Origin of the sequence: Salibacterium salarium (assembly GCF_030813635.1) — a bacterium.
Lineage (GTDB): Bacteria > Bacillota > Bacilli > Bacillales > Marinococcaceae > Salibacterium > Salibacterium salarium.
Genome location: NZ_JAUSUM010000004.1, coordinates 153205 through 165417, shown reverse-complemented (window position 1 = coordinate 165417; position 12213 = coordinate 153205). Strand labels below are relative to the sequence as shown.

Sequence of the window (12213 nt, the reverse complement as noted above, 5' to 3'; positions counted from 1 at the left end):
CGATCAAACTTCCTTTCTACTTCACAGCACTTCCTAACATTCCAGAAATAAAATGCTTCTGCAGTATAAGAAATACAATAATAATTGGTATAGTTGCTAAAGAGATTCCCATCATCATCTGACCATAGTCTGTATAAGAAACCCCGTTCAACGTAGACAGCGCTACCGGGAATGTGTACATTTCTTCCGTACGTATCGCTACAAGCGGCCACATAAAGTTATTCCACTGGTACATAAACAAAAAGATAGAAGTCGCCGCAAGAGCCGGTTTCATGGATGGCAGCACTATTTTTGTAAAAATTTTAAACTCGTGTGCTCCATCCAATCGAGCTGATTCCAATAACGAATCTGGAAAGGCCAAAAAGTTCTGCCTCATAAGAAAAATGGCAAACGGATAACACAACTGCGGCGCAATCAGCGCAAAATACGTATCCAAAAGCCCGTAAGCAGACATCATTTGAAACAAAGGGATGATTGTCGCCTGATATGGAATCATCATAGACAGTATCATGATAATAAAAATCGTGTTCCGCCCTTTAAATTGAAACTTTGCAAAGGCGTAGGCGGCTGCCGTGCTCACTATTAAAGCAATTACCACGTACAAACCGGCAACAAAAAGCGAATTGAACATCACACGCCAGATACCCACCGTGTTATTCAGATTCACCAGATTCTCCATGAACTGACCACCGAACGTGAGTGTAGGCGGACTTGAGATCATTTTATCCGAAGGATTCGTCGAGCCAACAAGCATCCAATAAAACGGAAAAACGGAAATAATCAAAAATATGGTTAACAATGTATACATGCCCAGTTTTCCTAGAAATCGCTTCGTAGTGGACTGTCTCATGATTTATCCCCCGTGAATTTAAATTGGCCATAGGAAAGGATTGCCACCAAAACAACTACAACATAGGCGACAGCACTGCCATAGCTGAAATCAAAATATTCGAAGCCGTTTTCGTAAATATAGAGGCCAAGGGTCATGGTAGAATTCCCAGGACCGCCGCCAGTCAGGTTAAATGGTTCATCAAAAAGCTGCAGCGTTCCGATTGTGGAGAGAATCCCCGCAAATAGAATGATAGGTTTCAAACTTGGAACAGTGATAGAAAAGAACTGTCGGATTTTTCCCGCACCGTCAATGGCAGCAGCCTCATACATCTCTTCAGGAATATTCTGTAACCCGGCCAGGAAAATAATCATGTTGTATCCGACCCAGCGCCATGTCATAGCCATTACAATCGAAAATTTTGCCCAAACGGAATCAGACAGCCACGGTATGCCATCTATACCAATATAACCGAGCAGTTCATTAAACAGTCCGTTATTCTGCATCATAATAGAAAATAATAAAGAGTATGCTACAAGTGACGTCACTGCGGGAAGGAAAAAAGAAACCCGGAACAGCGCTTTAAGCTTCAGCAGCTGACTATTCAATACACTGGCAAGAATTATCGCAAGCATAAGCATAAGCGGCACTTGTAAAATAAATATAATGAACGTATTGGATAAAGCGGTCCAAAAAATACTGTCATTTAAAAGACGAGTATAATTGGATAACCCTGCAAAAGTGTACGCCCCATCTTCTTTCTGGTGAAAACTTAAATAGAGAGAGGCAATAATCGGATAAGCCGTAAAGATCAAAAACAATATCACTGCAGGTGCAATAAAAAAATAGGGAGCTTTTGTCTGTTTCATCATTCACCCAACCTTTTACACTGAATGCGGAATAGGAGAACATAAAGGACGAAAGAACACGCCCTTTATGTTGGTCCCTTAATTATTAATGCGGTTCGAGAGACGGTCTTCTGCATTTTCAAGCGCTTCCTGCACATCATTTCCCTCTGCTACTTCGGACTGCGCTGTTTCCGCTTCATCACGGGCTATACTATAATCACCAGTATAATTGGCGGGTGGAATCTCATCCATCATGCCGGCAAACATATCCCAAATCTGCTGATCGCCGAAATAAGCAACCGACTCGGTAAACGCCTCTTCATCGTAAATCGTATTTAGAGATGGAAACAGACCGCCTTCCATTGCTGTCAGCTGTACGTCTTCAGAGGTGGAAAAGAACTCCATAAATTCATACGCCAGATCTGGATTCTCCGTATCGGCATTAATCATAAAATTACTTCCTCCAAGGTTCGCAGCCCGGTTGCCGCCTTCTTCAAAAGCAGGCAGAGGGAACACGCCCCATTTTCCTTCAAGATCCGGTGCCTGTTCTGTCAACGAACCAGTGAGCCATGCTCCACTTGGTGCCGTAGCAACTTCCCCATCAGCCAGACCGGCAAGCCAGGCATCCCAGCCGACTAGATTCTCATTCAACCCTTCTTCATCAAGCGTCTGAACAACTTCCATCGCCCGAATGGATTCGTCGGATGTTAAATTAATGTTATCTTCCTCATCAAAATAGAAAGTTTCCTGTTGATTCAGCATCATACGGTAGACACCGTCGTCATTATTTATATCAATACCTGTCATCGCCACATCAAGTTCATCGCGAAGAACGTGTCCTGCTTCGATAAAATCATCCCATGTTTCGATTTCATCAGCATTAATCCCAGCTTCTTCAAACAAATCCGTCCGGTAGAAAACGCCGCCCGGACCCGCATCAAAAGGCATTCCATAGGTGCTTCCATCTAAACTCAACAGCTCATTTTTAAATTCAGGAAACTTATCACTGTGATCTTCAGCAAATCCATAATCATCTAGAGCAAGAAAGGCATCCGAAAAATTATTTAAGTACCCCTGTACACGATCGTCTTCAATCAGCATAATATCCGGAAGACCATCACCCTGCGCTTGAAGACCTGTGGTTATCTGTTCATAAACATCCGGCGTACCTTGTTCCCTAATATCCAGCTCGAATCCTGGATTTTCTTCAGCGAACCGTTCTGCTGCTTCCTCCATCACTGGGATGTTAATATTCCATGCCCAGGCAGTCAGAGTCTGAGTAGAATCACCACCGCCATCACCTTCTGAACTTGAACTTTCTCCGCCACTGCACGCCGCCAAGACCACCGCCAATGTCGATAAAACCAGTATCAATTTTTTCATATTAAATTCGCCCCCCTCATGATTATGAAAGCCCTTTCAATAATTATAGTAAAATCATTTCGTAAACAAGTCAATGATATTTAGTAAATTATTTAGGAATTGTTTTACCTAATATCATATGATTCGATATACGAGTATTTAACTATCTAAAAAGAATTCCTAGCCCCGGAAACTTTATTTAAAATAATGTTCCATGCAACCTCCGTGGCTAAACGATGGAGTAAATTTTTATCTAGTTTCTCCTGTCTTCGTAATACAGAATGTTTTCGATAGAAGCAGCTTCAGTGGCCTGTTCGTGGAGTCGACCGATTCCCCCGTCTGCTGACTTCTACTTAAGATTTGCCTAGTAGTATAAATTGGTTAAAAAGTAATATAATTCCTCTGACGTACGGCCGGACGGTGTCTGGCACTATTGCATGCGCTCCGAGGACGGAGAAGAATCCTGGAACAAAGCTATCTATCATGAAATTACGGAACCGGAAAAACTGGTATATACGGATGTTTTCTCAGACAAAGAGGGCAACACCCTTGAAAATATGCCCCAGGTGCTCGTGACCCTGCACTTTGAAGAGCTTAACGGGAAGACGAAGCTGATCAGCCGCACCCAATTTCCAACCGAAGAGCAGTTGAAGCAAGTGCTTGACATGGGAGTTATCGACGGCATGATTAGCACCTGGAATTGTCTGGAGGATTACTTGGAGAACACTCAGTAAAAAGTATCCAAAGTACAGTTCTTATAGAAAGGAGAACTGTACTTTTTTCTTTATAAGGGAATTCGTTTCCATGGAGTAAGGCCCAGTAGCTCCTTAGATTCACTAGATATATATACTACGTGATAGTTTCAGCTATCTTTTTTAGTTCTTTTGCACGGGACGTGATAAAATTTGTCATATATTTCTCCAAAAACACGTTGTCAGCCAAAACCCCAATTGGCCCAAAAGGGGACGTATACTCCAATGTATCTATCATCAAGGTCCTTCTACAAAATGATGGGTATGAGTAAAAGAACGGAAGGTCCAATCCATACATTAAATTTTCCTCTACATGCTAAATAACGACCTTCCACGCCTAATGTATTGTTCACCATACGATTGTGTGCATTGAGTTACCAGTGAAAGAGGACGTGAATGCCTTACTCGCTGCCCCACCCTCATCCTCATACATATTGTTCAATATGGTTCTTTAAAAGACTGCGGCTGTCTTTTTTGAGAGATGTTGTTGTTACTATTAAATGATGAATACTGCCGTAAGAAATGGGTAGAGGGGTGAAAGCGATATTTTGGTATTTATCTCTTGAACGCTCAAAGGTTTTCTCCGGAAGAACAGCAATTCCTAAATCAACATTCACACAACTTAAGATGCTTTCTATGGAGCCCATTTTCGTATAAACAGGAGTAGATATAAAATGGTGATAATGGAGCAATTCATCCATTCTCTGTCTATACAAGCAGTCAGGATTTAATAACAATACTTCTTTTTCTATTACGTCCGGCCATTCTCGTATAATGACATTTTCATGATGGACAACCCCAATAAAATCCGTGAATCGGCCGACTTCATACAATCCTTTTTTTTGAATGTCATGGTCTACCATCGCTGCATCCAATGTATGGTTAAGCAATCGCTTTATCAGCTCTTCACTGGAAGCCAATTCTAATGTAAGGTCCAGCTCTCTATTCTTTTCTAACATCGTTGCAGTAAAATCAGGATAAGAAGCATTAAATATATCCGTGCAGCCCACTCTTAACCGTAAAACGTTTTCCTTGCTGTATTTTATGTCTGTTATAACAGCGTTGGTTTTTTCTAAAACCTCAAGGGTATATTTAAAAAATCTTTCTCCATCCTGCGTAAGGGAGATTCCGGTTGAATTCCGGTGAAATAATTGCGTTTCAAGGCCCTCTTCTAAGCGTTTTACCTTTTGTGTAATAGCGGACTGTGAATAGTTTAATTTGTGAGCTGCTTTTGAGAAACTCCCTTCCTTCACAACCCTTTCAAAAATTGTTAATTGTTGAATCTCCAAGAAAACACACCTCCCATTACAAATTCTAATATCCCCTATTCCTATCACAGTGAACGAACATCCATGCTCTTGATTTATAATAAAAAGGACTATGAAAGAGCAGGAGGCGGCAGATATGGATACCTTGCCAGTATTTGCAGTAGCATCGTTTGGATTATTAATTTCCCCTGGAGCAGATATGATTTTGTTAACCAATAACACACTGAATAAAGGAAGAAAGGCAGGGATTATAACCCTTTTTGGAACACTAAGCGGAGCCCTCATTCATATTCTTTTGGTCGTATTGGGAATTTCCACTATCATCCAGGCGTCCCCAATTTTATATGGCGTTTTGAAATGGGGTGGAGCATTATATTTAATTTACGTGGGAGGAACCACGCTAAAGCATGCGATGACTAAACCAGTCAATTTCCTGAATTCCCTTGACCATCATCCTAATAATAACAAAACATCCGCAGTGTATGGTCAAGCATTTCTCATAAATGTTTTAAATCCGAAAGTGGTGATATTTTTTATGGGGTACTTTCCTCAATTTATCTCGAATGAAGAAAATTACACGTTTGAGCTAATTCAATTAGGTGCCTTGTTTTTACTTATTGGATTTCTATGGATGGTGACTTATACTTTTTTTATATCTATCCTGCGTCCTTTGTTACTAATCCCAGTTATTCAAAGAACTATGAATGGTCTAACGGGGTTGTTATTCATTTTCATCGCACTATTTATACTCATCTCTGCCTAGAGAGACATTAGTTTAAAACTAGCATTTACTTTCTCTAGTATAATTACTTTTTCATCCATAAGGATTAATGTAATAACGACTATAATGAGCGTATGTTAAAATAGAAAAATCAATCAGCTTATACGCTAAACAGCTCAGGAGTGAACGAACATGGACAAAAAAGATATAGCCGGGATACGCAGGCAATTAAAAGTGGAGAATGATTTACTGAAGATCTCTGACATCTTCAATGTATATATTATGAAGGAAACAACGGAGATATATCACCACCAGAGTCAGCCGTTTGAAATGCTTACCCAAGATCAACAAGAGCTTTTCATGGACAATTTCAAGAAAGTGCTGACAGGCCAGCTGGATGAAAAATTATTTGAACTAAAATTTAAGCGTGACGTAGAAAATTCCAGTCAACTCATTCTACATAAAGGGCTTTTAAGTAGTGACACAGAAGACTGGAAAGAACAAATGCTGCATATGACGCAAAAAATGATTGAAGACCATCCGTCTGAAAAAGATATTGTCATCACCTTCATTCGAGCAGAGTACTTAAAGCCAACAAAACGTCGAAATGATGAAACGGAAGAAAGTGATCGAGATGCGGTTTACTCCAATCCCTTTATTCTTTGTAGCATTAATAAAACAGAAGATCCAAAAAAAGAAATGCAGTTCGATTACATCGAGAAGGAATTTAAGTACAAAATCGAGACAGATCCAGTCATTGATTTAAAAAATCCAATATCAGGGTTTCTTTTCCCGTCCATTACAGATGGCGCCTCTGATGTAAACCGCGTTCTCTACGCCGCCGGAAAAGCAAATGACCCGGACTATCGATTCATCGAAGAGGTGTTAAACGGAGAAGAAATCATGACGGCCAAAGAGGATAAAGCGGTGTTCGAGGAAGTCATCAAAGATGTCGTGGGAGACCAGGTTACCCCCTCCACTCTCGCAAATGTGTATGGAGAAATTAACCGCGTCGTCGAAGAAAATGAAGAAGAAACGCCGCCAACTCTCGATTACAAAGACGTCGAGCGCGTTCTCACACAGAGCGGGGAACAAGTAGATTCAGAATACGTGAAAACAGCGTTCCAGCGGGCCACCGATAATGAAACCCATGAACTGAAAGCTAGCAGTATCGTCCCTAAATACAAATCAAAGTCGATCAAAATCAACACGAAAATAGCCAACATCTCCATCAGCCCACAAGACCTTGAGTACGTGAGACAGGTCAACTACCAGGGGAAACGCTGTATTATGATTGAAGTCGATGAAGATGCAGAAGTTGATGGTTTTAAAATGCTCCCGGAAGCATTTAATGAATAAATCTTAACCAGGAAGGATGAAGGAACAAATCCTTCCTGTTACCTTTTTTCCTGCATACATCAATAATTAGTCTATTTATTCTTTCTTTTCTCCAATAGTTGAATAAACTTATTTTTCGTTTGAGGGTGATAGGAGATGATTTCGCCGTCAAAAATCACCGTGAACACTCCAAAAGGAGTAGGTGACTTTTGTTGAACCATTTCAAAACTATCTAATTCTATTAAATTGACTTTAATACCAAGTTCTTCAGCTGCCTCTTCTAAGTGGAGCACAGCGTCTAGAATAAAAGGACATTGGTCTGATTTAAAAATAGTTATTCCATTACTATATTCTTTAGCTGTGTCATGCCAGTTATAAAAACTTGGGGTTACTTCATCTTTGAAGTTAAGTACCATTAACTCAAACTCTGACATTTCATCAACAAGTTTAAAACCCTTCTTTTCAAAAAAAGATTTATTTGGCAACCATCCTTTTTCACTCGTCACCAATACAACACCAGATAAATTTAAACGTTTTGCTTCTTCTACACATTCATTTAATAATGTACGACCGAACCCTTTTCCTTTATTTTTTCCAACAATCCAAAAACAATGAATAACCATATATTCTTTAGCATGTACAGCTCTCCAAGTGAATGAACCTGGAATATATTCAATAAAACCTCTTTGTCGCCCATCTTCTTGAATGATTTTTAATCTTAATCCTTCATTAAATCTTTTATTCAACCATCTTAACTTACTTTGATAACCTTGGGATTTAGGTTTGCTTCTCATACAAAAAAAGCCATACTTATGAACATTTTCTGATGTCACGTTAATAATCTCAATCATTCTTCTCCCCTCTCAGTAAAACTGGTTTTTCATTATTTTACAGAAAATATGAAAAAAAATGAAGACAATTAAAGATTAGATCAAAGAGTCCAATTAATAAGTAATCCTGCTTGTGCTAAGCCACCACCAAAACCATATAATAATACTTTATCACCGTGCTTTATTTTCCCATTTCTCACCCCTATATCCAAAGACAATGGAATAGTAGCTGAGGATGTATTTCCGTAATCAACTAGACTGTATAAAGTTCGTTCCATAGGAAAATTGCACTTTTCACAAATAGACTCAATCATTCTTAAATTAGCACTATGAGGAACAAACCAATCAATCTCTTCCAAATTAATGCCTCCGTTTTCCACAACAGATTGCATTCCTGTTGGTACAGTCTTAACAGCCCATTTATAGACCTCCTTACCATTTTGAACGATCAAACCGCTATCAATTAACTTTTCAGTATTCATTCGGTTTGATAGTAATCCATAAGTAAATCCTGCACAAGCAGCGTTTAAATCGATTGCTCCAGTATTTTTTATTCCTAGTTTTGCTTGAAGATTGGAAGTCAGGAGTTAAAGTAGACACAATTATTAAGTCAACCCGCTTGGGCTGATAAATCGGCGGCTGCTACAAAGATATCGGCGATTCCGAGCAAGAAATCGGCGGTTTTGCCAAAAATATCGGCGGAAAATTGATTTTATCAGCGATATCCGTGCATTCTGTTTAACGATAACAGGATGGGATGACATCCATGGGATCGGTCGATTGATTTCTCCCTGGTTGAAAAAATAATCGCATTCAATATATCGAACAAGAGTGCTTTACTTTTTTTGGTGAAATTGGAAAAAGGAAATGATTTGTGTAGTTTAGGAATGTTAAATGATTGGTTTGGAAGTATAGGGAAGGGGTCATTTTGGGTGGCAGGGGTCAAAAGTGATCTTTTCTCGAAATGATGCGTCTTTTTCATGACGCAGCGGAGGCTCGGATAAACGTTCTAGTGTACGAAGCTGCCTTTCCTTTCATTGTTCAAAATATTCCGTTCGGTCCGGAATCCGGTCCAGTACTTTCTCCATTCGTTCCTATCCTTCTTTCAACTCTTTACACATCCGCCTTATTTCAGAATGAACGTCTTCATTTTCTCCCTTTATGCTTACTCCTTTTCAAGGCTATACATCTAAAAATGCACACTAGGAGCGGGTACTTTTTAAAAATTGAATATCAGCTTCATGACGGATAGACCGCTCCGATAACTTTTCCATCGTACGCTGCTGACGGTCGATGAAAACCTCAAGATTCTCATAGTTTTCCGGAATACTCATTAACTTCTTCTCGAGACGCTCGTGCCCTTCTTGTAATTCAGTGTGCACACTACTGATATCTTCTTTTAATTCTGTACGTACACTACTGATATCTTCTTTTAATTCTGTTCGTATACTTCTGATATCTTCTTTTAATTCTGTTCGTACACTTCCAATTTCAGTTTTCAGTCCGGTTTCCATACTGATCATTTCACTGCGGACACTTCCGATTTCATCTTTTAATTCTGTACGCACGCTCCCGATTTCATCTTTCAGCTCCGTGCGTACACTCCCGATATCATTTTTTAATACAGAAAGTTCTTCCAGAATCCTGTTTAGCGTTTTTTCCATCCTTTCCCCTCCCTTCTCCATGTAAGATGATATCATTATACCACATCCCCGGCTGGCGTTTCATTTTCTACTCTATTACGATGAAAAAATGATAAAAAAAGTGCGGAAGAGATAGACGACTTGTGAAAATTCTTGTTAGTATTGAAATGTAAAAAATTCCAGTGCTTTGATAACTGTTTTCGTATATGGAATTACTTTACTGCATGGGATTACTATGCAAAAATAAAGGAACAGAAATATAAAATCTAAAGATACGTTAACTTCTTAGGAGGAGTTTATTGGTGAATCAACTAAATGAGTGGACACAAGGATGGTTTTCCATCGTTATAATGGGTATTCTCGGAGCCTCTATCCTATATTTTACGATTTCCCTGGTTTCTAATAAAAAGTGGCGTTATGCGCCTGATATTCTTACTGTCATAATCGGAATATTTATCATCGTTTGTGTTGCACCTTTTATGAGTGGCTGGGGAACGTTTACAGTTATATCTATAACAACCTGCGGTATCGCAACCAGTTTGATTTTCACTTTCATTAAAGGGAAAAAAGGTAACTTGACTCCCTTCGGCCAAAAGAATTAGCATCCGGAAGCAGCCATACAAGATATTCGTTCGAAGAAGACCAAAACGGATAATGCACGGCAAAAATTGCGATTGTATATATGTTAAAACATGGAAGTTGAACGGTGGCAAAAAAAGAAAAGGTCCTCTTATCAATGTATGCCTCACAAGCAAATACAAAGAGAAAAGAGACCTTCTCATGACAACCTTTATCATCAAATTGAAAAGAGAAAAACAGTATTGTATACTTCAAGCTTCTTTACCTTGTTAATTGATTGGGTATCCTCCAAGGCACTTTCATACGTGTCTAGCCACTCCTGACTTGATCGAGATCGAGTAAATCCTAGAAGAATAATACATAACGGATGCCCGCTCTTAATTGGAATTGGACTGAAAAGCACGTACATTGCTTTTTTCTATCCATTTTTGCAAAAAACGTGTAACCCATTCAGCAAACAGCACAATAGCGAATATTACTATGGTAATACCAAGCATCTCGTTATACGCCATCGTCTGCGAGGCTCTCACCAATTCCCAGCCGATTCCACCAGCACCTACTACTCCCAGCACTGAAGCATAACGAATGTTGATATCAAAACGAAATATGGACCAGGTTATAAAAATAGGTGTAATGAGAGGAAGAATACCCTGCATCACTAGTTGAAACTTTGAAGCGCCAGTTGCGGTGATTGCTTCGATATATCCTTTTTCCACTTCTTCAATAGCCTCTGCATAAACTTTTATCAGCATGCCCGTGCTGTTCACTGCTAGTGCCAGAATCCCTGGTACAGCACCAAGTCCGACCGCCGCAATAAAAAGCAGAGCCCAGATAAGAGCTGGTACGGCTCGTACGAGAACGGCAAATCCTTTTACGATATAACTAATGGTCCAGTGAGGAGCCAGGTTTTTTGCACCGAATACAGCAAGAATAAGAGAAAGAATAACTCCCCAGAATGTCCCCATAATAGCAATTTGCAGTGACTCTATAGCAGCTTCGAGAACACCTGACGGTTCATGAACATCAGGGGGAACCATACTGTTTAGCATCGATTGGATACGCTCTCCGCTATCGAGCAGTTTCCCCGGGGCAACACCAAGTTGTGCCAGACTAATCACAAGAAATAAAAAAAGCGTTATAAATAGAAAGAAGGTAGTTCGTCTTTTTTGTTTCTTCCATTCATCCAGATTCATATAATACGCTCCCTTAGCTTGGCAGTGGCAAATTCGACGATAACAATCAAGAAAAAAATCATAACGATACCGCTGGCCGCTTCTTTATACTGAAATAGACTGATACTGCTTTCCAAGGCGTAACCAATTCCACCGGCCCCGACTACACCAAGCATAGCTGCTTCTCTGATGTTCAGATCCATTTTGTAAAGTGACCATGTCACAAATCCTGACTTGAACTGAGGCCATACTGCCTGCCCAAAAACCTGAAACCAAGAAGCGCCTGCGGCACGCACAGCTTCAAGCTGAGATTCGTCTATTTCTTCCAATAAGTCGGCGTAAGCTTTTCCAAGAATTCCAACTCCTGATAATCCGAGAGCAATCGTTCCGGCCATTGGACCCAATCCAATGGCGGCAACGAGCAAAATACCCCAAACAATCGCCGGGACCGACCGTATAAATGCAATGAAAGACCGTGACAGAAAAGCACACAGCGGATGAAATGACAGGTTCTTGGCAGCTAGAACACCCAGAAAAAATGAAATACCAACAGACAGTGCCACTCCGGCATAACTCATAAAAAGAGTATCCAAAATAGGGCCGGCCATGGAGGCTACAGCACCAGGATCGGGGGGAAGAAAATCATTCACAAGAAAAGCCACGATGTTCGCAAACCCAGTGAATAATTCTGCAATTTGAAAAGAGGTGCCAATCCAGGCCCACAACAGGATAAAAAAGAGAAATACCCCAAGTAGTGCACGGTTCCATAACACAGCCTTTTTTGCCTTTTTATACTTATTGAAGAGCATGGCGTTGTCTGATGGAGAAGTGGCAGCAGAGTAAATAGGATGTATTGGCATGGGTATCCTCC

Annotated in this window: 12 protein-coding genes and 2 pseudogenes; 4 read left to right on the top strand and 10 right to left on the bottom strand. The window is 40.1% G+C overall.

From position 1 onward, the window contains the following. Positions 1-16: 16 nt before the first annotated feature. From J2S78_RS14990 to J2S78_RS14980, 3 genes are all read right to left on the bottom strand, one after another. The gene (locus J2S78_RS14990; RefSeq protein ID WP_306899861.1) at positions 17-850 is read right to left on the bottom strand and encodes a carbohydrate ABC transporter permease; all 834 of its coding nucleotides are present in this window, start codon (positions 848-850) and stop codon (positions 17-19) included. Continuing rightward, the gene (locus tag J2S78_RS14985; protein ID WP_306899859.1) at positions 847-1698 is read right to left on the bottom strand and encodes a carbohydrate ABC transporter permease; all 852 of its coding nucleotides are present in this window, start codon (positions 1696-1698) and stop codon (positions 847-849) included. The genes J2S78_RS14990 and J2S78_RS14985 overlap by 4 nt, the downstream gene beginning before the upstream one ends. 78 nt (positions 1699-1776) lie before the next feature. Continuing rightward, positions 1777-3060 (bottom strand): ABC transporter substrate-binding protein, encoded by a 1284-nt coding sequence (locus tag J2S78_RS14980; RefSeq protein WP_306899857.1) that lies wholly within the window; start codon positions 3058-3060, stop codon positions 1777-1779. 392 nt (positions 3061-3452) lie between these two features. On the opposite strand from J2S78_RS14980, the pseudogene J2S78_RS14975 reads away from it, so the two are divergent. Then, a pseudogene (locus J2S78_RS14975) lies at positions 3453-3773 on the top strand (SRPBCC family protein); the annotation flags it as partial. A gap of 115 nt (positions 3774-3888) precedes the next feature. On the opposite strand, the gene J2S78_RS14970 reads toward J2S78_RS14975, so the two are convergent. Further along, positions 3889-4029 carry a hypothetical protein gene (locus tag J2S78_RS14970; protein WP_370871575.1) on the bottom strand — a complete coding sequence of 47 codons (141 nt, stop codon included), beginning with the start codon at positions 4027-4029 and terminating at the stop codon, positions 3889-3891. A gap of 187 nt (positions 4030-4216) precedes the next feature. After that, the gene (locus tag J2S78_RS14965) at positions 4217-5080 is read right to left on the bottom strand and encodes a LysR family transcriptional regulator (protein ID WP_306899855.1); all 864 of its coding nucleotides are present in this window, start codon (positions 5078-5080) and stop codon (positions 4217-4219) included. Positions 5081-5195: 115 nt separating this feature from the next. Between J2S78_RS14965 and J2S78_RS14960 the strand changes: the two genes are divergently transcribed. Next, complete coding sequence (locus J2S78_RS14960; protein ID WP_306899853.1) at positions 5196-5822, top strand: LysE family translocator; 627 nt, start codon at positions 5196-5198, stop codon at positions 5820-5822. A gap of 150 nt (positions 5823-5972) precedes the next feature. Next, a complete protein-coding gene (locus J2S78_RS14955; RefSeq protein ID WP_306899852.1) occupies positions 5973-7139 on the top strand; it encodes a DUF4317 domain-containing protein in 1167 nt (388 codons plus the stop codon). Between the two features lie 71 nt (positions 7140-7210). On the opposite strand, the gene J2S78_RS14950 is transcribed toward J2S78_RS14955, so the two are convergent. The 3 genes and pseudogenes from J2S78_RS14950 to J2S78_RS14940 form a co-directional block, all read right to left on the bottom strand. Continuing rightward, complete coding sequence (locus J2S78_RS14950; protein WP_306899849.1) at positions 7211-7969, bottom strand: GNAT family N-acetyltransferase; 759 nt, start codon at positions 7967-7969, stop codon at positions 7211-7213. A gap of 80 nt (positions 7970-8049) precedes the next feature. Continuing rightward, positions 8050-8563, bottom strand: a pseudogene (locus J2S78_RS14945) (3-oxoacyl-[acyl-carrier-protein] synthase III C-terminal domain-containing protein); the annotation flags it as partial. A gap of 587 nt (positions 8564-9150) precedes the next feature. After that, positions 9151-9612 carry a hypothetical protein gene (locus J2S78_RS14940; protein WP_125560988.1) on the bottom strand — a complete coding sequence of 154 codons (462 nt, stop codon included), beginning with the start codon at positions 9610-9612 and terminating at the stop codon, positions 9151-9153. 281 nt (positions 9613-9893) lie between these two features. Between J2S78_RS14940 and J2S78_RS14935 the strand changes: the two genes are divergently transcribed. Beyond that, positions 9894-10193, top strand: a complete 300-nt coding sequence (locus J2S78_RS14935) for a hypothetical protein (RefSeq protein ID WP_125560990.1) — start codon at positions 9894-9896, stop codon at positions 10191-10193. Between the two features lie 354 nt (positions 10194-10547). Here J2S78_RS14935 and phnE (J2S78_RS14930) read toward each other — a convergent pair whose 3' ends face one another. Both phnE (J2S78_RS14930) and phnE (J2S78_RS14925) read right to left on the bottom strand, forming a co-directional pair. Next, entirely contained in the window at positions 10548-11363 is an 816-nt protein-coding gene (gene phnE, locus J2S78_RS14930) for a phosphonate ABC transporter, permease protein PhnE (protein WP_306899846.1), read from the bottom strand. Continuing rightward, on the bottom strand, positions 11360-12202 hold the full coding sequence (gene phnE, locus J2S78_RS14925) for a phosphonate ABC transporter, permease protein PhnE (protein ID WP_306899844.1): 843 nt from the start codon (positions 12200-12202) through the stop codon (positions 11360-11362). The genes phnE (J2S78_RS14930) and phnE (J2S78_RS14925) overlap by 4 nt, the downstream gene beginning before the upstream one ends. Between the last annotated feature and the right edge of the window lie 11 nt (positions 12203-12213).